Source organism: Micromonospora sp. MP36 (assembly GCF_008119785.1).
Classification (GTDB): Bacteria; Actinomycetota; Actinomycetes; order Mycobacteriales; family Micromonosporaceae; genus Micromonospora.
In genome coordinates, this window is record NZ_VSFA01000040.1 from 41686 (window position 1) to 63670 (window position 21985).

The following is a 21985-nucleotide window of genomic DNA, read 5'->3' on the forward strand; positions in this document are numbered from 1 at the left end:
ATCCCCCACCGGAGGAACGACCATGCTCGCCATCCTCGCGGCCGTCGTGTTCGGCTTCGCGCTGCTGCTCGATTTCCTGAACACCAACCTCGGCGCCCCCGACCTGTTCAACGCGCAGACCCTCAGCCTGATCGGTTTCCTGCTGCTCTCCCTCTACCTGGCCGGAGTCGGCCGCGGCACCGGCGGCGGCCGCTGGTACCGCGGTCGGCGTCCGGGTCGCGGCTGACCGGAACCGATCACCCCGGGCCGGGCCAGCGGCGCGATTCCAGCGTCGTCGGGCCGGCCCGGTACTGTTCTCGTGATGGAGTCCGACGCCCTCTTCACCCTCGGCGAACCCGCCGGAGCGCCCAGCGCCCCCGCGGGTTCCGGCGGCGTCGACGGGTTCACCGCCGCCCGCGCGGATTCCCCGCTGCCGGTCCGGATGCGGCCGGCCGGCATCGACGAGCTCGTCGGGCAGGACCACCTGCTCGCCCCCGGTGCGCCGCTGCGCCAGCTGGTCGAGGGCGCGGCGCCGATGTCGGTGATCCTCTGGGGGCCGCCCGGCAGCGGCAAGACCACGATCGCCCACCTGGTCGCCCGGGCCACCGACCGACGCTTCGTCGCCATGTCCGCGCTGACCGCCGGCGTGAAAGACGTCCGTGCGGTGATCGACACCGCCCGCCGGCAGCGCCGCGCCGGTGGCCCACAGACCGTGCTCTTCATCGACGAGGTGCACCGGTTCAGCAAGACCCAGCAGGACTCGCTGCTCGCCGCCGTGGAGGACCGGACGGTCACCCTGCTCGCGGCGACCACGGAGAATCCGTATTTCTCGGTCATCTCACCGCTGCTGTCCCGCTGCGTACTGCTGACCCTCCAGCCGTTGGACGACGACGCCGTGCGTGGCCTGCTGCGCCGTGCGGTCGCCGACGAGCGTGGCCTGGCCGGCGCGCTCACCCTGGAGACCGAGGCCGAGGACCATCTCGTCCGCCTCGCCGGCGGCGACGTACGCAAGGCGCTCACCGCACTGGAGGCGGCGGCCGCCACCGCGACCGCGCTCGGCACCGGGCGGATCGACCTGGCCACCGCCGAGCAGGCGGTCGACGTGGCCGCCGTCCGCTACGACCGCGACGGCGATGCGCACTACGACGTGACGAGCGCGTTCATCAAGAGCATGCGCGGCTCGGACGTGGACGCGGCGCTGCACTGGCTGGCCCGGATGCTGGTGGCCGGCGAGGACGCCCGGTTCATCGCCCGGCGTCTGGTCATCTTCGCCAGCGAGGACGTCGGCATGGCCGACCCGACGGCGCTGACCGTGGCCACCGCCGCCGCGCACGCCGTCGAGTACGTCGGGCTGCCCGAGGCCCAGCTCAACCTGGCCCAGGCGGTGATCCACCTGGCCACCGCACCGAAGTCCAACTCGGCCACCACGGCGATCGGCGCGGCCATTGCCGACGTCCGCGCCGGCCGGGGCGGCCCGGTGCCCCGCGGGCTGCGCGACGCCCACTACGCCGGTGCCCGGGGGCTCGGGCACGGCACCGGTTACCGCTATCCGCACGACGACCACCGTGGGGTGGTCACCCAGCAGTACGCTCCGGACGATCTCGTCGGGACCGACTACTACCGGCCCACCGGGCACGGCGCGGAGCGGGCGGTGGCCGGCCGGCTGCCGCTGTTGCGCCGGATCGTCCGCGGGCTGCCGGCACCGGCGGCGCGGGTGGAGGCCGCCGTCAACGGTGGTCGCCCGGCGGGAGCGGAGCAGGTCGACGGGGCGAATGAGGGCGGCGACGCCGTCGGAGAGGGTCAGTAGTGATGGCGCGTGGTCCGGAGCGGCCGGAGGACGGCCCCGACGAGCGGCGCGACCCTCGTGCCAAGGGCCGTCGGTGGGGGCGCGGCAAGGCCGACGCCGAGCCGGACGAGGCGACCGTCGGCGAGGAGTTCGGCTGGATCGACGACCTGCGTACGGCGAAGCAGCAGCGGGCCGACCTCGGCCCGGACGGGGATGACGGCGGCCCGGTGCCGCCGCGCGGCGGAATGCCGCCGGCGGCTCCCGCGGCCCGACCCGGCGGCTCCTCGCCCGAGCCGCCGCACGGTCCCCGGCCCGGTGCGGTGCCGCCGCCCGGCGCCGGCCGACCCGGGCCCGACGGTCCGCCCGTCCGGCGTGGCCCGGCCGACCCCGGACCTGCCACGCCCCCGGTACGCCCCGGCCCCGGCCCCGCCGCGGCTCGCCGCGGTCCCGTCGACGGCCCGTGGCCCGGCGCGCCCGAGCCCATCCGGCACCCCGCCGAGCCGTCCCGGCCGCCGCGCCGGGGCGGGGACGAGTCAACCGGTCAGCAGGGGCCGGTTACGCCGGCGCCCGGCCGGATGAGTGGCCCCCCGGGCCAGCGCATGGCCGGCCCCGGCCCGGAGCCCGCTGGGCGCGCACCCGGCCCGGATCGGGCTCCCGCCGCCCCGGCTCCCGGGTGGCAGCCCCCGGGCCATGACGCGCCGCGGGCCGCGGTTCCCCCGACTCCGCGCGGTCGGCACGGGTCCGACGGTCCCGGCGGACCGAGCGGCACCCCGTCCCCCGGCGGGCCGGGGGCGGCCGGCGTCGACCCGGCGGTCCGGCCCGTGTCGGGCGGGGGGCGTCGCGCCCTGCCGGACGGCGCCGATCCCGACGCCGGGCGGCCCGGCGGGGCCACGGCCGGCGCCACGGCCGCCACCTCCGGTGTCGGCCGCCCCGCCGCCGACCCAACCGGTGCGGCGCCTCCGGGCGCCCCCGAGCCCCGTCGGCGCCGCGGCCCGGCGGAACCCGATGCCACCGCCGGCATGCCGCGGCTGGACGCCCCCACCGCGCCGGGCGGCGGGCGCGGCGGCCGCCGCCGCGCCGAACCGGACCAGCCTGTGGTGGTGCCGCGCAGCGGGAACGCCCCGGCGGTGCCGGGCGTCCCGTCCGAGGTTCCTCCCCCCGGCCGCCAGACGGGCGGCCCGGGTGCCCCGGCCGCCCGTCGCGCCGCGCCGGACAGCGCCGTCACGTCGACCGGTCGTCGGGCCGCACCCGACGAGGGAGTGATGCCGGCCGGACGGAGCGCCGCTCCCGGCAGCCCCGTCACGTCGGCCGGTCGTCGGGCCGCGCCGGATGACGCCGTCACGTCGGCCGGTCGTCGGGCCGCGCCGGATGACGCCGCCACGTCGACGGGTGGTCGGGCCGCGCCCGACGATGCCGTGACCTCGACCGGTCGTCGCGCGGCAGGCCCGTCGACGCCGGCGCCGCGCCGCGGTGCTCCCGGGGACGGGGGACCGGCCGCCGGCTGGCGGGCGGCTCCGGACGCCGCGCCGGCCGGACATCGCGCCGCGCCGGACGACGAATCCGGCACGACCGGTCGCCGGGCCGCCCCGGAGGCGCCGGCCGGACGCCGGTCCACCGCCGACGGACCGCGGACGGGTCCGCGCCGCGCGGCCCCGGAGGGCACCGACGAACCGCTGGCGCAGCGTCCGGATCGACCCGGCGACTGGGTCCGGCAGGCGGGCCGCGTCCAGCGCACCGACCCGGCCATGCCGGTGGTGGGCCGCCCCGCCGCTCCGGTGGACGAGCCGACGGCGGGGCAGGGTCCCGCAGCCGGACCTGACCGCACCGCGGCCGGGCGGGCCGGCGCCACTGCCGTGCCCCCGGTCAAGCCGGACCGGTCCGGGCCCGTCCGGGGGGCCGCACGTCCGGCCGGCCGATCCACCGACGCCGGCCAGACTCCGGGCCGACACACCGGCGCCGGCCCCGACCACACCGGCGGCCTGCCGACCGGCGGCGACCCAGGTCGGACCGGCGGTTTCCCCGTCTCCGGTGACCCGGCGCGGACCGGTGGCAGTCCCGCCGGCGGCGATCCGGAGCGGCGGCCCGGGTGGCGTCCGTCCACCGGCGACCCTGGCCGGACGGGTGGCCTGCCGGTCGCCGGCGATGCCGGCCGCGGCGCCCCGGGTCCGGCCGCGCCCCCTGGACCGGCTCCGGCTCACGTTGGACGACCCGGACCGGCTTCCGCTCAGGCGGGCGGCCCGGGCTACCCGGGGGCGACCCGGAACGACGGTACGGAAGGACGGCGCGGACCGGCTCCCGCCCAGGCCGAGCGGCCCGGACCGGGTCCGGCGGCCGGTGACCCGCGGACCGCCGGCCGGGCCCGGGGCGCGGCCCGACCGGGGCCGGACGGTCCCGTCCCGCCGCGTACGCCGGGGGATGACAGGCGTGCGCCGCAGCCGGGCGGAGCGGCCGGCGGTGCGGCGGTGGCCCGGGCAGCCGCGTCCGTGACCCGGCCCGCCGACCCCGACGAGCGATCGGCCGGCCGGGCGCACCCGCCCGCGCCCGAGCCGATCCGGCCTGCCCCGACCGGGGCCGTGCCGGCGCCGGGGCGGACCGGCGAGCCGGCGGTGGCCCGGGCGGCTGCGGTCGTACCGCCTCAAGAGCCGGCCGGACCGCGACCGGGGCCGGCCGACGGGGCTGGCGCACTGCGGCGGGCCGAGGCGGAGCCGGCCGGGGCGCCCACCGCCGTCGCCGGCCTGCGTGGTGCCCGCTCTGAGCTACGCCGCCAGATGCGCGAGCGGCGACGCCTGCGGATGGGCATCCTCGCGCTGGTCAGCCTGGTGCTGCTCGGTGCGGTTCCGCTCTACTTCGGGGTGCGCACGCTCAGCCGTGACCCGGTCTTCGACAGCCTCGACGCGCTGGACGTGCCCTCCTGGGCGGCGGTGAAGACCGTCGACAACGTCAGCGGCAGCCGCTGGTGCCTGCAGGAGTGCAGGCTGCGGGAACGGACCATCGAGTCGCAGAAGGCGCCGAAGGAGACCGCCCAGGCGTACGAGCAGGCGCTGGCCAAGGACGGCTGGCGGCGCTGGAAGGTGGACCGCTGCCCGGAGCAGCTCCCGGGGCAGCCGGCCAAGGGCAACTACACCTGCTGGCGGCGGGACGAGCTCACCCTCGACCTCTGGGTACGCGAACCGACCTGTGTGCCGCCGCCGGTGGACGGGGCGCCCGCGCCGTCTCCCGCGCCCACGCCCGCAGCGGAGACGTGCACCGGGTCGTTGGTGTCGGTGAAGGTCCGCAACGCGATCGACGACGAACGGACCGGGCCGCAGCCGAGCACCGATCCGTCACTCACCGGTGAGGATCCCTTCCCGACGCTCACCGACGATCCACTCGGCGAGTTGACACCCTCACCGTCGTGAGCAGCTCTCCATCACGGACGGTAGGGTCTGGGGCTGGCGGGCCCGGCGATGCGGTCGGTCGCGGGGTCGGGCCGAGGCGGAGTGCGTGGGACGGTGGGGCGTCCCGGGGCGTCAGGCCCCGGGACTCTGGTCGAGGAGGACAGGCGTGAGTTTTATGGAGGTCGCGGCCCTGATCGCGGCGATCGCGTTCGCGATGCTCGTGTTGATCCTGACGCTGCCCATCCTGCGGCTGCGGCACACCGTGGACGCCGCCACCCGGATGATCAACGACCTCAACGACCGCACCGCGCCGCTGCTCGGTGACGTCAACAGCACGGTGAAGAACGTGAACACCGCCCTCGAGCAGGTGCAGACCTCCCTCGACGGGGTCAACATCCAGCTCGCCAAGGTGGACACCATGACCACCCACGCGCAGAACGTCACCGCCAACGTGGCCAACCTCGCCGCCGTGGTCTCCGCCGCCGCCGCGAACCCGCTGGTCAAGGTGGCCGCCTTCGGTTACGGCGTGCGCCGGGCCGCGGCCGCCCGCCGGCACGCGGAGCACGAGCGGGAGGCCCGCGACATCATCAAGCAGCGGCGCCGCGCCGAGAAGCGCGCCAACCGGTGACCCGGCCGAGCGGGAGGGTGTGACATGAAGCGGTTGTTCTGGCTCGGCATCGGGCTGGCCGTGGGCGTGCTGGTGGTCCGCAAGGCGACCCGCACCGCGCAGGCGTACACGCCGGCCGGCATCGCCAGCGGCCTGTCCGAATCCGCCGGCAGCCTTGTCGAGTCGGTCCGCGGCTTCGTCGAGGACGTCCGGATCGGGATGGCCGAGCGCGAGCAGGAGATCCACGAGGCCTTCGCCCGCGGCGAGGTGTACGACGACCAGTTCGCCGAGTTGCGGGAGGACCCGCGCATCGGCGACCGAGAGATTTTCCCGGAGGAGCACCAGCGATGAAGACGGCGGAGATCAAGCGGCGGTACCTCGCCCACTTCGAGGCGAACGGCCATGCCGTGGTGCCGTCCGCTCCGCTGCCCGCCATCAGCGACCCGAACCTGCTGTTCGTCAACGCCGGCATGGTGCAGTTCGTCCCCTATTTCCTCGGTCAGCAGACCCCGCCGTTCTCCCGCGCGGTCAGCGTGCAGAAGTGCATCCGTACCCCGGACATCGACGAGGTCGGCAAGACCAGCCGGCACGGCACGTTCTTCCAGATGAACGGCAACTTCTCCTTCGGTGACTACTTCAAGGAGGGGGCGATCCCGCTCGCCTGGGACCTGGCCACCAAGCCGGTCGACCAGGGCGGCTTCGGGCTCGACCCCGAGCGGATCTGGGCGACGGTCTACCTGGACGACGACGAGGCGTTCGAGATCTGGCGGCGCACCGGCGTGCCGGTCGAGCGGATCGTGCGGCGCGGCAAGGCGGACAACTTCTGGTCGATGGGCATCCCCGGCCCGTGCGGTCCGTGCTCGGAGCTCTACTACGACCGGGGCCCCGCCTACGGGCGGGAGGGCGGCCCGGAGGTGGACGAGGACCGCTACCTGGAGTTCTGGAACCTCGTCTTCATGCAGTTCGAGCGGGGTCCCGGCGTCGGCAAGGAGGACTTCCCGATCCTGGGCGACCTGCCGGCGAAGAACATCGACACCGGCATGGGCCTGGAGCGGATGTCGTCCCTCCTCCAGGGCGTCGACAACCTCTACGAGATCGACGAGGTCAAGCCGATCCTCGACAAGGCCGCCGAGCTGACCGGCAAGCGGTACGGCGCGCGCTCCGGCCACGCGGCCAGCGAGTCGCACCCGGACGACGTCCGGCTGCGGGTGATCGCCGACCACGTGCGGACCGCGCTGATGCTGATCGGCGACGGCGTGACCCCGTCCAACGAGGGGCGCGGCTACGTGCTGCGGCGGATCATGCGCCGGGCCATCCGGGCCGTCCGCCTCCTCGGCTACCAGGACCGGGCGCTGCCGGAGCTGCTGCCGGTGGCCCGGGACTGCATGTCCCCGTCGTACCCGGAGCTGACCGCGGAGTTCGGTCGGATCTCCCAGTACGCGTACGCGGAGGAGGACGCCTTCCTCGCCACGCTGCGCGCCGGCACCACGATCCTGGACACCGCGATCGCGGAGACCAAGTCGGCGGGGCAGGCCGCGATCTCGGGCGACAAGGCGTTCCAGCTGCACGACACGTACGGCTTCCCGATCGACCTGACCCTGGAGATCGCGGCGGAGCAGGGCCTCCAGGTGGACGCGGAGGGCTTCCGCCGGCTCATGGCCGACCAGCGCAACCGCGCCAAGGCGGACGCGCAGGCGCGCAAGACCGGCCACACCGATGTGTCGGCGTACCGGTCGGTGCTCGACGGGGGCGGCCCGGTCGAGTTCACCGGCTACACCGAGCTGAACCGGGAGTCCCGGGTGCGCGCCCTGCTCGCCGGCGGCGCGGAGATCGCCGCAGCGGCCGAGGGGGACACTGTCGAGTTGGTGCTCGACACCACCCCGTTCTACGCCGAGGGCGGTGGCCAGCAGCCCGACCAGGGCCTGATCACGGTCGGCGGCGGCCAGCTCGAGGTGTTCGACGTGCAGCAGCCGGTGCCGGGGTTGATCGTGCACCGGGCCAAGGTGGTCCGGGGTGAGGTGCGCGCCGGCGAGACCGGGTACGCGGAGATCGACGTGTCCCGCCGGCGAGCCATCTCCCGCTCGCACACCGCCACCCACCTGGTGCACCAGACCATGCGCAACTTCCTCGGCGAGTCGGCCACCCAGGCGGGTTCGCTGAACGCGCCGGGCCGGCTGCGGTTCGACTTCAACACTCCGACCGGGGTGGCGCCGAGCGTGCTGCACGACGTCGAGCAGCAGGTCAACGAGGTGCTCCTGGCCGACCTGGAGGTGCATGCCTTCATCACCACGCAGGAGGAGGCGCGCCGGATCGGCGCGATGGCGCTGTTCGGCGAGAAGTACGGCGAGCGCGTCCGGGTCGTGGAGGTGGGCGACTACGCCCGGGAGCTGTGCGGCGGCACGCACGTGGCCCGTTCGGCCCAGCTCGGCCTGGTCAAGATCCTCTCCGAGGCGTCGGTCGGCTCCGGCGTGCGCCGGATCGAGGCCCTGGTCGGCATGGACGCGTTCGGCTTCCTGGCCCGCGAGCACCTGCTGGTCTCCCGGCTGGCCGAGCTGTTCCGGGTGCCCGGCGACCAGGTCGCCGACCGGGTCGAGCAGACCGTCACCCAGCTCCGCGACGCGGAGAAGGAGCTGGAGAAGCTCCGCGCCCAGCTGGTGCTGGGCGGGGCGGCGGCGCTCGCCGGGCAGGCCCGGGACGTGCGGGGCGTCGCGTACGTCGGCACCGAGGCGCCCGAGGGCGCGGCCGTCAACGACGTGCGCACGCTGGCCCAGGAGATCCGGGGCCGGATCGACCCGGCCCGGCCGGCGGTGGTCGCCGTGGCCGCCCGGGCGAACGGCAAGGCGTCGCTGGTGGTGGCCGTCAACCAGGCCGCCCGGGGCCGAGGCCTGAGCGCGAAGGAGCTGGTGAAGGCGGCCTTCTCCGGCCGGGGCGGCGGCAGCGACGAGCTGGCCCAGGGCGGCGGCCTGCCCGCCGCGGAGGCGCCGAACCTGCTGCAGACGGTGGAGAAGGCGATCGCCGAGGCGTGATGGTCGCATCGATCGAGGCCAGGGCGGACCGTGCGGTCCGCCCTGGCCCGTACCGGCGGGAAGGTGTCCGGTAGATGGCTGAGCTGTCCCGCGGTGTCCGACTCGGGGTCGACGTCGGGCAGGTCCGGGTGGGGGTGGCCCGCTCCGATCCGCACGGGATCCTGGCCACCCCGCTGGTCACCCTCGCCCGCGACCTGACCGCGGCGCCGGACGCGGTGCCCACCGACATGGCCGAGCTGGTCCGGCTGGCCGCCGAGCACGAGGCGGTCGAGATCGTCGTGGGCCTGCCGGTCAACCTAGCCGGAAAGCATGGCCCTGCGGCAACGAACGTCTCGGCGTACGCTGCCCGATTGGCCGATGTAATGGGGTCGATTCCGGTGACGCTCACGGACGAGAGGATGTCGACCGTGGTCGCGAGTCGTAGGCTGGCCGAACGGGGCGTCCGGGGTAAGCGCCAACGGGCGGTGGTCGACCAGGCCGCCGCGGTGGAGATTCTGCAGAGCTGGCTGGACGCACAGCGGAGGCGGACGCAATGATCGACGACCTTGACCTGGTGTTCGACGAGCAGGAGAGGGGGGAGAAGGGACGGCACCGGCGCAGCGCGGTACGCAAGCGCAACGGCCGCTCGGGCGGCGGCCGGGGCAAGACGATCTTCGCCCTCCTGATGGCGCTCGTGCTGCTGGGCGGCATCGGCGGCGGCGCGTACGTCGGTTTCGACCGGATCCGCAGCTACCTCGTCACTCCGGACTACGACGGCCCGGGCTCGGGTGAGGTGCTCGTGCAGGTGAAGGCCGGCGACACCCTCACCGACATCGGCAACGCCCTCTACGACGCCGGGGTGGTGAAGAGCACCAAGGCGTTCATCGAGGCCGCCGACGCGAACTCCCGCAGCAAGAACATCCAGGTCGGCACCTACAAGGTCCGCAAGCAGATGAAGGCCGCCGACGTGGTCATCCTGCTGCTCGACCCGAAGAGCCGGGTGGTCAACGGGGTGACCATCCCCGAGGGCACGATCAGCCTGAACATCTACGCGAAACTCTCCAAGGAGACCAAGATCCCGGTCGCCGAGTTCCAGGAGGCCGCGAAGGACCCGGAGAAGTTGGGCGTACCGGCCTTCTGGTTCAAGCGCGAGGACGGCAAGAAGGGCCCGAAGAGCATCGAGGGCTTCCTCTACCCGTCCACCTACGAGATCCCGCCGAAGGCCACCGCCGAGCAGATCCTGAAAATGATGGTGGCCGAGTTCCTCCGGGTCACCCAGCAGCTCGACTTCGTCGACCGGGCGCAGAAGGAACGCCAGATCTCCCCGTACGAGGCGCTGATCACCGCCTCCATCGCGCAGGCCGAGGCGGTCGACCCGAAGGACTTTCCGAAGGTCTCCCGGGTGATCTACAACCGGGTCTACGCCGGCAAGATCGGCTGCAAGTGCCTCGGCATCGACAGCGGCATCAACTACTGGTTCCGCCTGCAGGGCAAGGACCCGAAGGACTCGGACAAACTGCTGCAGAGCGAGATCAACGACCTGAAGAACCCGTACAACACGCACAACGTGGCCGGGCTGCCGATCACCCCGATCAGCAACCCCGGTGAGGGTGCGCTCAAGGGCGCGTTGGAGCCGCCGAACGGGGACTGGATCTACTTCATGACGGTGGACCAGAAGGGCACGATGGGCTACGGCTCCAACGATGCCGAATTCCGGAAGCTGCAGAAGCAGATGTGCGACAACAAGGTCCTGACGGGAAGCAACTGCACGTGAGGGCCGCCGTCGTCGGCAAGCCGATCGCGCACTCGCTCTCCCCGGTGATCCACGAGGCCGGGTACGCGGCCGCCGGGCTCACCGGGTGGTCGTACACCCGGATCGAGTGCGCGGCCGACGAGCTCGCCGGCCTGGTCGCCGGCCTGGGCCCGGAGTGGGCCGGGCTGTCGGTGACCATGCCGGGCAAGGAGGCGGCGCTCGCGGTGGCCGACGAGGTCTCGCCGGTCGCCGCCGCCGTCGGCGCCGCCAACACCCTGGTACGCCGACCCGACGGCACCTGGTACGCGGACAACACCGACGTCACCGGGATGGTCGACGTGCTCACCACCGTCGGCTGTGCGGCCGGCGCCACGGTGACCGTGCTCGGCGCGGGCGGCACCGCCCGGGCGGCGATCGCCGCGGCGGCCCGGATCGGCGCGGCCGACGTGACCGTGGTGGCCCGCCGGCCGGAGGCGATCGACGAGCTGCGTCCGGTGGCCGGCGCGGTCGGGGTGCCCCTCGCTGGCGCCGACTGGGACGGCGCCCCGGCACACGCCCGCGCCGACCTGGTGATCTCGACCGTGCCGAAGGGGGTGGCCGATCCGCTCGCCGGGCATTTCGACTGGCGGCCGGGGTCCGTCTTCTTCGACGCGCTCTACGATCCCTGGCCCACGCCGCTCGCCACGGCCGCGCTCGCGGCCGGCTGTCGGGTGGTCTCCGGCCTGGACCTGCTGCTGGCCCAGGCGGTCGACCAGTTCGTGCAGTTCACCGGCGTGCCGGCGCCGCGCGAGGCGATGGCCGCCGCGCTGGCCGGCACCCGCGCCGGCTGACGCCCGCCGCGCGGACGGGCGCGTCCGCAGGGCGGGACGCGGTGGGCGGAGCATCGGGGCGGCCACCGGGCGTGACAGACTGACCGCTGTGTTGCGCTGGCTGACTGCAGGTGAATCGCACGGACCCGCCCTCGTCGCGATGCTGGACGGGGTGCCCGCCGGCGTCGAGCTGACCACCGCGGAGATCTCCGGTGAGCTGGCCCGGCGCCGGCTCGGCTATGGCCGGGGCGCCCGGATGTCGTTCGAGCAGGACGAGGTCGAGATCATCGGCGGCCTGCGGCACGGCGTCACGCTGGGCAGCCCGGTGGCGATCCGGGTCGGCAACTCGGAGTGGCCGAAGTGGCGCACCGTGATGGCCGCCGACCCGGTCGACCCGGTGGAGCTGGCCGGGCAGGCCCGCAACGCCCCGCTCACCCGCCCCCGCCCGGGCCACGCCGACCTGGCCGGGATGCAGAAGTACGGCCACGTCGACGCCCGGCCGATCCTGGAGCGGGCCAGCGCCCGGGAGACCGCCGCCCGGGTCGCCGTGGGCACGGTCGCCAAGGCCCTGGTGAAGCAGGCGCTCGGGGTCGAGATCGTCTCCCACGTGGTGGAGCTGGGTCCGGTCGCCGTGAAGCCGGGCCTGCGTCCGACCCCGGAGGACGCCGCGCGGATCGACGCCGACCCGCTGCGCTGCCTCGACCCGGAGGCCAGCGCCCGGATGGTCGCCGAGGTCGACGCCGCGAAGAAGGACGCGGACACCCTGGGTGGCGTGGTGGAGGTGCTCGCGTACGGGGTGCCGCCGGGCCTGGGCAGCCACGTCCAGTGGGACCGGAAGCTCGATGCCCGGCTGGCCACCGCGCTGATGTCTATCCAGGCCATCAAGGGCGTGGAGATCGGCGACGGCTGGCAGCAGGCGCGCTCGCGCGGCTCGGAGGCGCACGACGAGATCCTGCCCACCGCGGCCGGGGTGCGCCGGGTGACCGACCGGGCCGGCGGCCTGGAGGGCGGCATCACCACCGGTGAACCGCTGCGGGTGAAGGCCGCGATGAAGCCGATCTCGTCGTTGAACCGGGCGCTGTCCACGGTCGACGTCGCCACCGGCGAGCCGGCCACGGCGATCAACCAGCGCTCCGATGTCTGCGCGGTGCCGGCCGCGGCGGTGGTGGCCGAGGCCATGGTGGCCCTGGTGCTCGCCGAGGCCGCGGTGGAGAAGTTCGGCGGTGACTCGGTCGCCGAGATGCGCCGCAACCTGGCCGGGTACCTCGACGCGTTGGTGATCAAATGAGCACCCGGCCGGTCTGCGTGCTGGTCGGGGCGCCCGGCTCCGGCAAGACCACGGTCGGGTTGGCGCTCGCCGCCGCGCTGGGCGTGGCGTTCCGGGACACCGACACCGACATCGAGCAGCTCGCCGGCAAGCCGATCCCGGAGATCTTCGTCGACGAGGGGGAGGCCCACTTCCGTACCCTCGAGCGGGCGGCGGTGGCGGCGGCGCTGGCCTCGCATCCCGGGGTGCTCGCCCTCGGCGGCGGCGCGGTCCTCGCCGAGGACAACCGCGCCGCGCTGATCGGGCACACCGTCGTGCACCTGTCGGTGGAGCTGCCCGACGCGGTGAAGCGGGTCGGCCTGGGGGCCGGCCGGCCGCTGCTGGCGCTCAACCCGCGGGCCACCCTGAAGCACCTGATGGAGCAGCGCCGGCCGCTCTACGCCGAGGTGGCGACCGCCACCGTGGTCACCGACGGGCGTACCCCGGAGGAGATCGCCGACGAGCTCGCCGCCCTGCTCACGGCCGACGGGCGGGCGGCGCGGTGACGGACGAGGTGACCCGGATCGCGGTCGGCGGCGAGCGGCCGTACGACGTGCTCGTGGGACGTGACCTGCTCGACCCGCCGCCGCGCCTGCTGCCCGGTGCGGAACGGGTGGCCTTCCTGCACGCGCCCCCGCTGAAGGGCCTGGCCGAGCGGATCGCGGAGCAGGTGCGAGCGGCCGGCGTCGCGCCGCTGCTGATCGAGGTGCCGGACGCCGAGGCGGGCAAGCACATCGACGTGGCCGCCGCCTGCTGGGACCGGCTCGGGGAGGCCGGGTTCACCCGTACCGACGCCGTGGTGGGAGTGGGCGGCGGCGCCGTCACCGACCTGGCCGGCTTCGTCGCGGCCTGCTGGCTGCGCGGAGTGCGCTGGGTGCCGGTGGCGACCTCCCTGCTCGGCATGGTCGACGCCGCCGTGGGCGGCAAGACCGGGATCAACACCGCGACCGGCAAGAACCTGGTCGGCGCGTTCCACCCGCCCGCCGGGGTGATCTGCGACCTGGCGACCCTGGACAGCCTGCCGCCGGTCGACCTGGCAGCCGGGATGGCCGAGGTGGTGAAGTGCGGCTTCATCGCCGACCCGGTGATCCTCGACCTGGTCGAGCGGGACCCGGCCGCCGCGCTCGACCCGACCGGGCCGGTGGCCCGGGAGCTGATCGAGCGGGCGATCCGGGTCAAGGCGGACGTGGTCTCCGGGGACCTGCGCGAGTCCGGGATACGCGAGGTGCTCAACTACGGGCACACCCTGGCCCACGCGATCGAGAAGGTCGAGGGCTACCGCTGGCGGCACGGTCACGCCGTCGCGGTGGGGCTCGTCTACGCGGCCACGCTGGCCCGGCTCGCCGGCCGGCTGGACCCGGCCACCGCCGAGCGGCACCGCGCCGTGCTGGGCCTGCTCGGCCTGCCCACCACCTACCGGGCCGACGCCTGGCAGCGCCTGCTGGCCACCATGCGGGTGGACAAGAAGGCCCGGGGCAACACCCTGCGTTTCGTGGTGCTCGACGGCCTGGCCCGCCCGGCGATCCTGGAGGGCCCCGACGACGAGTTGCTGCACGCCGCCTACCGGGAGATCACCTCATGAGGGTGTACGTGCTCAACGGGCCGAACCTGGGGCGGCTGGGCACCCGCCAGGTCGACGTGTACGGCGGGACCAGCTACGCCGACCTGGTCGCCATGTGCGTGGACACCGGCCGGGAGTTGGGGCTGGACGTGGTGGTCCGGCAGACCGACGCCGAGCACGAGCTGCTGGGCTGGCTGCACGAGGCGGCCGACGATCAGGCTGCGGTGGTGCTCAACCCGGCCGCCTGGTCGCACTACTCGATCGCGGTCCGGGACGCCTGCGCGATGCTCCGCGGCCCCCTGGTGGAGGTGCACATCTCCAACATCCACGCCCGGGAGGAGTTCCGGCACCACTCCGTGGTCTCCGCGGTGGCGACCGGGGTGATCTGCGGCCTGGGCGTGGACGGTTACCGGCTCGCCCTGCGCCACCTGGCCACCCGGCTGGCTGCCGACGCCTGACCCGCCCGGGTCTGGTCCGCTCGTCCGGTCCGGGCCGGTCGTGCCGTTCCGGTTCTCGTCCGAGCCGCCCCGGCGTCGGTGCCACCACCGCCCGGGCCGGCGTCTGGGGGCCTGCCCCGGGCACCTGAGCCCGGTGACTCTCCGTGTTCGCCGCCTTCGTCACGCTCGGTTGTAGGGTTTGCCGCGCCGACACCGAGTGGGCGCCGCCCTTTGCTCTGCAGTCATCCACGCAACAACTGGTTGAGCTGGGAGGACGCGGTCCGGCCCGAGGTGGCCGGCCGGCTGGGCCCGTCACGCAGGGTGCCTGCTGCGCCGATGGCTGCAGAGCAAAGTCGGCGCGGGGGAGGCGCTGGCGGCCCCTCGGTTGCTTGCGCTGAGTGATGTTCGGCACGTTCGGCCGGTCGGCGGGCCGGCCCCGCGCTGGCCCCGCGCAGCGCGGCGGACCCGGTTCGACACAGCTAGGGCCTGTTTCATAAGACCGTGCCCGGCTGCGCCGGACCCAGACGACGCCCAGCGGCGTTGTCGGTTCGTCCGGATACAACACCGGTATCCGGACGAACCTCCGCCTTGCCGGACGCCGCCTGGGCCTCGGCTCGCTCGGGCGAGCCTTATGAAACAGGCCCTAGTAGAATTCTTAGGTCTGTCCGCCAATTGATGATCAAGGCAGGAAATGGCCACCACCAACGACCTCAAGAACGGCCTGGTACTCAACCTCGACGGCGAGCTGTGGTCCGTCGTCGAGTTCCAGCACGTCAAGCCCGGTAAGGGTGGTGCCTTCGTGCGTACCACGCTGAAGAACGTGCTGTCCGGCAAGGTGGTCGACAAGACCTTCAATGCGGGTACCAAGGTCGACACCGCGACCGTCGACAAGCGCACCATGCAGTACCTCTACGCCGACGGCGAGGACTACGTCTTCATGGACCTGGAGACGTTCGACCAGATCACCGTCCCCGGCGGCACCGTCGGCGAGGCGGCCAACTACCTCCTCCCGGAGGCCGAGGCGACCGTCGCCACCCACGAGAGCGTGCCGCTGTACGTCGAGCTGCCGACCTCGGTCATGCTCGAGGTCACCTACACCGAGCCGGGCCTGCAGGGCGACCGGTCGACCGGCGGCAACAAGCCGGCCACCGTCGAGACCGGCGCGACGGTCCAGGTGCCGCTCTTCATCACCACCGGCGAGAAGATCAAGGTCGACACCCGCGACGGCCGTTACCTCGGCCGCGCCTGATGGCCGAGGGTCCCAAGCAGCAGATGCCGGCGCGCCGCAAGGCGCGCAAGCGGGCGCTGGACGTGCTCTTCGAGGCCGACCTGCGGGACCGGCCGCCGGTCGAGGTGCTGGCCGGCTACATCGAGCGGATCGAGAAGCCCCGCCCCGAGCACCTGGGCTACGCGGTGGGCCTGGTCGAGGGCGTCGCCGCCCACCTTGACCGGATCGACGAGCTGATCGCCAGCTACGCCGAGGGCTGGACGCTGGACCGGATGCCGGTGGTCGACCGCAACCTCGCCAGGATCGCGGTCTACGAGCTGCTCTACGTCGACGAGATCGACGACGCGGTGGCGATCAGCGAGGCCGTCGAGCTGGCCCGGCAGATGTCGACCGACGACTCGCCGCGCTTCCTCAACGGCATCCTCGGCCGGATCGCCGAGTACGCCACCCGCTGAGCGGCGGCATCACCAGCGACGACGATTGAGGGCCCGTGCCGGACGGCACGGGCCCTCATCGTGGCGACAGCGGTCAGGACGCGAAGAAGGCGCGTGGGTCGGCGACCAGCACGCCGTGCTCGGTGAGCCGCTCGATCAGGCCCGACGGCGAGGCGTCGTAGACGATCGCGAGGGCCCGCAGGTCGTCGGCGCGGATGGAGAGCACCCGGCCGTTGTAGTCGCCGCGCTGCTGTTGGATGGCGCGGGCGTACCGGGCGACGTACGCGAGGTCCTCGGAGGCCTCGTCGTAGAGCCGCTCCAGGTCCAGGACGATCTTGCTGGTGGGCTCGTGGCGCACCCCGCTGCCGTCGGGCAGCAGCTCCGAGACGGGAACGCGGTAGAAGTCGGCCAGCTCCGCCAGGCGGGACACGGTGACGGCGCGGTCGCCACGCTCGTACGAGCCGACCACCACAGCCTTCCACCGCCCGTTCGACTTCTCCTCCACACCCTGCAGGGACAGGCCCTGCTGCTGGCGGATGGAGCGCAGGCGGGCGCCCAGCGACTTGGCGTATTCAGAGGGCATTCGGACACTCCCAGTGCTGCTCGGGGTTCTCCCAGCTATCGCTACGGAGCGTGACGGTACGGGGATTGCGACACGGGGTCAAGTGGTCGTGACGTTACCGTTGGGGCAGCCGGGGGACTTGTCCCCATTTCACCGGCCTGACCAGGGGGTCAGTGCCGGCGACGGCCGGGCCGGTGACCGCTGGTAACGTGGCATGAAGCCCCGGTCCGGCCGCGCGCGGCCCGCCGGAAGACCAGACATCCTTTAACGACCCGTCCCGTGAGGCGGGGAAGGAGGTCCGCCGTGGCCTACCCACCGGCTGCCCGCACGTCACCGCCGCGACAACCCTCGGTGAAGGTGATCCTCACCGCAGCCGACGTGTCGCGGGTGGTCGACCGCATCGCCCACCAGATCCTGGAGAAGACCCAGGGCGCCGCGGAGACCGTGCTGCTCGGCATCCCCACCCGCGGAGTCCCGCTCGCCGGGCGCCTCGCGGCCCGGATCAGCACCTTCGAGGACGTGACCGTCCCGGTCGGCGTGCTCGACATCACGCTGTACCGCGACGACCTGCGCCGGCACGCCACCCGCGCGGTCGGCCCGACCGACCTGCCCGCCGGCGGGATCGACGGCAAGCGGGTGATCCTCGTCGACGACGTGCTCTTCTCCGGCCGTACCGTGCGGGCCGCCCTCGACGCGCTCAGCGACGTCGGCCGCCCGGCCTCCGTGCAGCTCGCCGTCTTGGTCGACCGCGGCCACCGGCAACTGCCGATCCGCGCCGACTACGTCGGCAAGAACATCCCGACCGCGCTCGCCGAGAGCGTCAAGGTCACCCTCGCCGAGACCGACGGCGGCGACGAGGTCAAGCTCTACGGGGGTACGCCCGCATGATCAGGCACCTGCTCTCCGGCGCCGACCTGGACGCGGCCACCGCCACCCAGATCCTCGACACCGCGGCCGAGATGGCCACGGTCGCCGGCCGCGAGGTCAAGAAGCTGCCCGCGCTGCGCGGCCGCACCGTGGTGAACCTCTTCTACGAGGACTCCACCCGGACCCGGATCTCGTTCGAGGCGGCGGCCAAGCGGCTCAGCGCCGACGTGATCAACTTTTCCGCGAAGGGTTCCAGCGTCGCCAAGGGCGAGAGCCTGAAGGACACCGCGCTCACCCTCCAGGCGATGGGCGCCGACGCGGTGGTCGTCCGGCACCCGGCCTCCGGCGCCCCGCACCGGCTGGCCAACTGGGTGGACGGCTCGGTGGTCAACGCCGGCGACGGCACCCACGAGCACCCCACCCAGGCGCTGCTCGACGCGTACACGATGCGCTCCCGGCTGGGCCGGCTCGCCGGCCTGCACGTGGCGATCGTCGGCGACGTGCTGCACTCCCGGGTGGCCCGGTCCAACGTGCTGCTGCTCTCCACCCTCGGCGCCAAGATCACCCTGGTCGGCCCACCCACCCTCATCCCGGTGGACATCGCCCAGGCGCTCGCTCCCGGCACCGACGTCTCGTACGACCTCGACGCCGTTCTACCCGGTGTGGACGTGGTGATGATGCTGCGGGTGCAGCGGGAGCGGATGAACGACTCCTACTTCCCCTCGGCCCGCGAGTACGCCCGCCGCTACGGGCTCGACGGGCCGCGCCTGCGCCGGCTGCCCGAGCACGCGATCGTCATGCACCCCGGCCCGATGAACCGGGGCATGGAGATCACGCCCGAGGTCGCCGACTCACCCCGCTCCACCATCGTCGAACAGGTCGCCAACGGGGTCTCCGTGCGGATGGCCGTTCTCTACCTGCTGCTCGGAGGGAACAACCGGTGACCGCGTACCTGATCCGGAACGTGAGCGTGGTCGGCGCCGCGCCGACCGACCTGCTGATCCGCGACGGCGTCGTGGCGGAGACCGGCGCGGGGCTTACCGCGCCGGACGCCACGGTGGTCGACGCCACCGGCCTGGTCGCCCTGCCCGGCCTGGTCGACCTGCACACCCACCTGCGCGAGCCCGGCCGGGAGGACGCCGAGACCGTCGAGTCCGGCTCCCGGGCGGCGGCGCTCGGCGGCTACACCGCCGTCTGCGCGATGGCCAACACCTCGCCGGTCGCCGACACCGCGGGCGTGGTCGAGCAGGTCTGGCGGCTCGGCCGCGAGGCCGGGCTGGTCGACGTGCAGCCGATCGGCGCGGTCACCGTCGGCCTGGCCGGCGAGCGCCTGGCCGAGCTGGGCGCGATGGCCGACTCGGCGGCCCGGGTGCGAATCTTCTCCGACGACGGGCACTGCGTCGCCGACCCGATGCTGATGCGCCGGGCCCTGGAGTACGTCAAGGCGTTCGACGGGGTGATCGCCCAGCACGCCGAGGAGCCCCGGCTCACCGAGGGCGCGCAGATGCACGAGGGCGAGGTCTCCACCCGGCTCGGGCTGACCGGCTGGCCGGCGGTCGCCGAGGAGGCGATCATCGCCCGGGACGTGCTGCTGGCCGAGCACGTCGGCAGCCGGCTGCACATCTGCCACGTCTCCACCGCCGGCAGTGTGGAGGTGCTGCGGCACGCCAAGGCGCGCGGGCTGAAGGTGACCGCCGAGGTGACCCCGCACCACCTGCTGCTCACCGACGAGAAGGCGGCCAGCTACGACCCGGTCTACAAGGTCAACCCGCCGCTGCGGACCGCGGCCGACGTCGCCGCGCTGCGGGCCGCGCTGGCCGAGGGCGTGATCGACATCATCGCCACCGACCACGCCCCGCACGCCGTGGAGGACAAGGAGTGCGAGTGGGCGTACGCCCGGCCGGGCATGCTCGGCCTGGAGACGGCGCTGTCGATCGCCCTCGACGTGTTCGGCCCGCAGTGGGACCTGATCGCCGAGCGGATGTCCCGCGCCCCGGCCCGGATCGCCGGGCTGGAGGGGCACGGCCTCGACCCCGCCCCCGGCGTGCCGGCCAACCTGACCCTGGTCGACCCGGCCGCCCGCCGCGTCATCGAACCGGCGGAGCTGGCCAGTCGCAGTCGCAACACCCCGTACGCCCGCATGACGCTGCCGGGTCGCATCGTGGCGACCTTCCTGCGTGGCGAGCCGACGGTCCTGGACGGAAAGGCAGTCAAGTGACCCGCAGACGACCCGCGATCCTCGTGCTCGAGGACGGGCGCACGTTCCACGGCGAGGCGTACGGCAGCGTCGGGGAGACCTTCGGCGAGGCGGTCTTCAACACCGGCATGACCGGCTACCAGGAGACCCTGACCGACCCCTCGTACCACCGGCAGGTGGTGGTGCAGACCGCGCCGCACATCGGCAACACCGGCGTCAACGACGAGGACGACGAGTCCGGCCGGATCTGGGTCGCCGGGTACGTGGTGCGTGACCCGGCCCGGATCGGCTCCAACTGGCGCGCCACCGGCGGGCTGGAGGACCGGCTCGCCGCCGAGGGCGTGGTCGGCATCAGCGGCGTGGACACCCGCGCGCTCACCCGGCACCTGCGCGAGCGGGGCGCCATGCGGGTGGGCATCTCCAGCGTCGACGACGACGCGGACGGCCTCCTCGACCGGGTGCGCCGGTCGCCGCAGATGGTCGGCGCGGACCTCTCCGCCGAGGTGACCACCGCCAAGCCGTACGTGGTCGAGGCGCAGGGCCCGCACCGGTTCACCGTCGCCGCGCTGGACCTGGGCATCAAGCGCAACGTGCCGCGCCGGCTGGCGGCCCGCGGGGTGACCACCCACGTGCTGCCCGCCACCGCGAGCATCGAGGACCTGCTCGCCACCGGGGCGGACGCGGTCTTCTTCTCGCCGGGTCCGGGCGACCCGGCCACCGCCGACGGTCCGGTCGCCCTGGCCCGGGAGGTGCTGACCCGGCGGATCCCGCTCTTCGGCATCTGCTTCGGCAGCCAGATCCTCGGTCGGGCGCTCGGCTTCGGCACCTACAAGCTCGGCTACGGGCACCGCGGCATCAACCAGCCGGTGCTCGACCGGGTCACCGGCAAGGTCGAGGTGACCAGCCACAACCACGGCTTCGCGGTCGAGGTCCCGGGCGCGGCGCACGGCGCGGTCGTGCCCGACCAGGTGATCGACACCGCGTTCGGCGGCGTCCAGGTGTCGCACGTCTGCCTCAACGACAACGTCGTAGAGGGGCTGCGGGCCAAGGACGTGCCCGCCTTCACCGTCCAGTACCACCCGGAGGCGGCGGCCGGCCCGCACGACGCGGACTACCTCTTCGACCGCTTCGCCGAGCTCATCGAAGGCGGAAAGAATGCCTAAGCGGACCGACCTCAAGCACGTCCTGGTGATCGGCTCCGGGCCGATCGTGATCGGGCAGGCCTGCGAGTTCGACTACTCCGGCACCCAGGCCTGCCGGGTGCTGCGCAGCGAGGGGATCCGGGTCAGCCTGGTCAACTCGAACCCGGCGACGATCATGACGGACCCGGAGTTCGCCGACGCCACGTACGTCGAGCCGATCACTCCCGAGTTCGTCGAGCTGGTCATCGCCAAGGAGCGCCCCGACGCGCTGCTGCCCACCCTGGGCGGGCAGACCGCGCTGAACACCGCCGTCGCCCTGCACGAGGCCGGTGTCCTGGAGAAGTACGGCGTGGAGCTCATCGGCGCCAACATCGACGCCATCAACCGGGGCGAGGACCGGCAGCTGTTCAAGGACATCGTCGCCAAGGCCGGCGTACGCCTCGGCCTGGACGACCCGTCGTCGCTGGTGCCCCGGTCCCGGGTCTGCCACTCGATGGACGAGGTCCGCGAGACGGTCGGCGAGCTGGGCCTGCCCGTGGTGATCCGGCCGTCGTTCACGATGGGCGGCCTCGGTTCCGGCATGGCGCACACCGACGAGGACCTCGAGCGGATCGCCGGGGCCGGCCTGGCCGCCAGCCCGGTGCACGAGGTGCTCATCGAGGAGAGCGTGCTCGGCTGGAAGGAGTACGAACTCGAACTGATGCGCGACCGGCACGACAACGTGGTGGTGGTCTGCTCGATCGAGAACCTCGACCCGATGGGCGTGCACACCGGCGACAGCGTCACCGTCGCCCCGGCGATGACCCTGACCGACCGGGAGTACCAGCGGCTGCGCGACCTCGGCATCGCGGTGCTGCGCGAGGTCGGGGTGGACACCGGCGGCTGTGCCCGCCTGGTCGGTGCCCCGCCTGGGTACGTCGGCTACGAGGAGGGCG

At 73.8% G+C, this 21985-nt stretch carries 20 protein-coding genes and 1 pseudogene; 20 read left to right on the forward strand and 1 reads right to left on the reverse strand.

What is annotated here, in order from left to right; all coding sequences use genetic code 11:
• Positions 1-22 precede the first annotated feature (22 nt).
• From FXF52_RS23655 to nusB, 15 genes are all read left to right on the forward strand, one after another.
• Complete coding sequence (locus FXF52_RS23655) at positions 23-226, forward strand: hypothetical protein (protein ID WP_148800214.1); 204 nt, start codon at positions 23-25, stop codon at positions 224-226.
• Positions 227-301: 75 nt separating this feature from the next.
• Positions 302-1786: a replication-associated recombination protein A gene (locus FXF52_RS23660; RefSeq protein ID WP_148800219.1), complete on the forward strand. Its 1485-nt coding sequence runs from the start codon at positions 302-304 to the stop codon at positions 1784-1786.
• A gap of 2747 nt (positions 1787-4533) precedes the next feature.
• Positions 4534-5163: a hypothetical protein gene (locus tag FXF52_RS23665; protein ID WP_148800254.1), complete on the forward strand. Its 630-nt coding sequence runs from the start codon at positions 4534-4536 to the stop codon at positions 5161-5163.
• 145 nt (positions 5164-5308) lie between these two features.
• Entirely contained in the window at positions 5309-5770 is a 462-nt protein-coding gene (locus FXF52_RS23670) for a DUF948 domain-containing protein (protein WP_148800221.1), read from the forward strand.
• Positions 5771-5794: 24 nt separating this feature from the next.
• On the forward strand, positions 5795-6100 hold the full coding sequence (locus tag FXF52_RS23675; RefSeq protein WP_073835241.1) for a hypothetical protein: 306 nt from the start codon (positions 5795-5797) through the stop codon (positions 6098-6100).
• On the forward strand, positions 6097-8775 hold the full coding sequence (gene alaS / locus FXF52_RS23680; RefSeq protein ID WP_148800223.1) for an alanine--tRNA ligase: 2679 nt from the start codon (positions 6097-6099) through the stop codon (positions 8773-8775). Before FXF52_RS23675 ends, alaS begins: the two co-directional genes overlap by 4 nt.
• Positions 8776-8849: 74 nt before the next feature.
• Positions 8850-9311 carry a Holliday junction resolvase RuvX gene (gene ruvX / locus FXF52_RS23685; protein ID WP_148800225.1) on the forward strand — a complete coding sequence of 154 codons (462 nt, stop codon included), beginning with the start codon at positions 8850-8852 and terminating at the stop codon, positions 9309-9311.
• Entirely contained in the window at positions 9308-10528 is a 1221-nt protein-coding gene (gene mltG / locus FXF52_RS23690) for an endolytic transglycosylase MltG (protein WP_148800227.1), read from the forward strand. The genes ruvX and mltG overlap by 4 nt, the downstream gene beginning before the upstream one ends.
• The gene (locus FXF52_RS23695) at positions 10525-11337 is read left to right on the forward strand and encodes a shikimate dehydrogenase (protein ID WP_148800229.1); all 813 of its coding nucleotides are present in this window, start codon (positions 10525-10527) and stop codon (positions 11335-11337) included. Before mltG ends, FXF52_RS23695 begins: the two co-directional genes overlap by 4 nt.
• A gap of 88 nt (positions 11338-11425) precedes the next feature.
• Positions 11426-12604 carry a chorismate synthase gene (gene aroC, locus FXF52_RS23700; RefSeq protein WP_148800231.1) on the forward strand — a complete coding sequence of 393 codons (1179 nt, stop codon included), beginning with the start codon at positions 11426-11428 and terminating at the stop codon, positions 12602-12604.
• On the forward strand, positions 12601-13128 hold the full coding sequence (locus FXF52_RS23705) for a shikimate kinase (RefSeq protein WP_148800234.1): 528 nt from the start codon (positions 12601-12603) through the stop codon (positions 13126-13128). Before aroC ends, FXF52_RS23705 begins: the two co-directional genes overlap by 4 nt.
• Positions 13125-14204: a 3-dehydroquinate synthase gene (aroB, locus tag FXF52_RS23710; protein ID WP_148800236.1), complete on the forward strand. Its 1080-nt coding sequence runs from the start codon at positions 13125-13127 to the stop codon at positions 14202-14204. Before FXF52_RS23705 ends, aroB begins: the two co-directional genes overlap by 4 nt.
• Positions 14201-14641, forward strand: coding sequence for a type II 3-dehydroquinate dehydratase (gene aroQ / locus FXF52_RS23715; RefSeq protein WP_148800238.1), 441 nt, complete (start codon positions 14201-14203; stop codon positions 14639-14641). Before aroB ends, aroQ begins: the two co-directional genes overlap by 4 nt.
• A gap of 670 nt (positions 14642-15311) precedes the next feature.
• Positions 15312-15869 (forward strand): elongation factor P, encoded by a 558-nt coding sequence (gene efp, locus FXF52_RS23720; RefSeq protein ID WP_148800240.1) that lies wholly within the window; start codon positions 15312-15314, stop codon positions 15867-15869.
• Between the two features lie 23 nt (positions 15870-15892).
• Positions 15893-16303 (forward strand): transcription antitermination factor NusB, encoded by a 411-nt coding sequence (gene nusB / locus FXF52_RS23725; protein ID WP_187413655.1) that lies wholly within the window; start codon positions 15893-15895, stop codon positions 16301-16303.
• 73 nt (positions 16304-16376) lie between these two features.
• On the opposite strand, the gene FXF52_RS23730 is transcribed toward nusB, so the two are convergent.
• Positions 16377-16865, reverse strand: a complete 489-nt coding sequence (locus FXF52_RS23730) for a transcriptional regulator (RefSeq protein ID WP_013285505.1) — start codon at positions 16863-16865, stop codon at positions 16377-16379.
• Positions 16866-17147: 282 nt separating this feature from the next.
• On the opposite strand from FXF52_RS23730, the gene pyrR reads away from it, so the two are divergent.
• The 5 genes and pseudogenes from pyrR to carB form a co-directional block, all read left to right on the forward strand.
• Positions 17148-17732 (forward strand): bifunctional pyr operon transcriptional regulator/uracil phosphoribosyltransferase PyrR, encoded by a 585-nt coding sequence (gene pyrR / locus FXF52_RS23735; protein ID WP_148800244.1) that lies wholly within the window; start codon positions 17148-17150, stop codon positions 17730-17732.
• Positions 17729-18655 (forward strand): aspartate carbamoyltransferase catalytic subunit, encoded by a 927-nt coding sequence (locus tag FXF52_RS23740; protein WP_148800246.1) that lies wholly within the window; start codon positions 17729-17731, stop codon positions 18653-18655. The genes pyrR and FXF52_RS23740 overlap by 4 nt, the downstream gene beginning before the upstream one ends.
• A complete protein-coding gene (locus FXF52_RS23745) occupies positions 18652-19929 on the forward strand; it encodes a dihydroorotase (RefSeq protein WP_148800248.1) in 1278 nt (425 codons plus the stop codon). The genes FXF52_RS23740 and FXF52_RS23745 overlap by 4 nt, the downstream gene beginning before the upstream one ends.
• Complete coding sequence (gene carA, locus FXF52_RS23750; protein WP_148800250.1) at positions 19926-21071, forward strand: glutamine-hydrolyzing carbamoyl-phosphate synthase small subunit; 1146 nt, start codon at positions 19926-19928, stop codon at positions 21069-21071. Before FXF52_RS23745 ends, carA begins: the two co-directional genes overlap by 4 nt.
• Positions 21064-21985, forward strand: a pseudogene (gene carB / locus FXF52_RS23755) (carbamoyl phosphate synthase large subunit); the annotation flags it as partial. The gene carA and the pseudogene carB, both read left to right, overlap by 8 nt.

Excerpts from the sequence above, each read along its gene's own strand:
- aroQ (WP_148800238.1), top strand. The coding sequence starts at position 14,201 with ATGAGGGTGTACGTGCTCAACGGGCCGAACCTGGGGCGGCTGGGCACC.
- alaS (WP_148800223.1), top strand. The coding sequence starts at position 6,097 with ATGAAGACGGCGGAGATCAAGCGGCGGTACCTCGCCCACTTCGAGGCG.
- mltG (WP_148800227.1), top strand. The coding sequence starts at position 9,308 with ATGATCGACGACCTTGACCTGGTGTTCGACGAGCAGGAGAGGGGGGAG.
- FXF52_RS23740 (WP_148800246.1), top strand. The coding sequence starts at position 17,729 with ATGATCAGGCACCTGCTCTCCGGCGCCGACCTGGACGCGGCCACCGCC.
- FXF52_RS23705 (WP_148800234.1), top strand. The coding sequence starts at position 12,601 with ATGAGCACCCGGCCGGTCTGCGTGCTGGTCGGGGCGCCCGGCTCCGGC.
- efp (WP_148800240.1), top strand. The coding sequence starts at position 15,312 with ATGGCCACCACCAACGACCTCAAGAACGGCCTGGTACTCAACCTCGAC.
- FXF52_RS23660 (WP_148800219.1), top strand. The coding sequence starts at position 302 with ATGGAGTCCGACGCCCTCTTCACCCTCGGCGAACCCGCCGGAGCGCCC.
- FXF52_RS23675 (WP_073835241.1), top strand. The coding sequence starts at position 5,795 with ATGAAGCGGTTGTTCTGGCTCGGCATCGGGCTGGCCGTGGGCGTGCTG.
- FXF52_RS23730 (WP_013285505.1), bottom strand. The coding sequence starts at position 16,865 with ATGCCCTCTGAATACGCCAAGTCGCTGGGCGCCCGCCTGCGCTCCATC.
- nusB (WP_187413655.1), top strand. The coding sequence starts at position 15,893 with ATGCCGGCGCGCCGCAAGGCGCGCAAGCGGGCGCTGGACGTGCTCTTC.
- FXF52_RS23665 (WP_148800254.1), top strand. The coding sequence starts at position 4,534 with ATGCGCGAGCGGCGACGCCTGCGGATGGGCATCCTCGCGCTGGTCAGC.
- ruvX (WP_148800225.1), top strand. The coding sequence starts at position 8,850 with ATGGCTGAGCTGTCCCGCGGTGTCCGACTCGGGGTCGACGTCGGGCAG.
- FXF52_RS23655 (WP_148800214.1), top strand. The coding sequence starts at position 23 with ATGCTCGCCATCCTCGCGGCCGTCGTGTTCGGCTTCGCGCTGCTGCTC.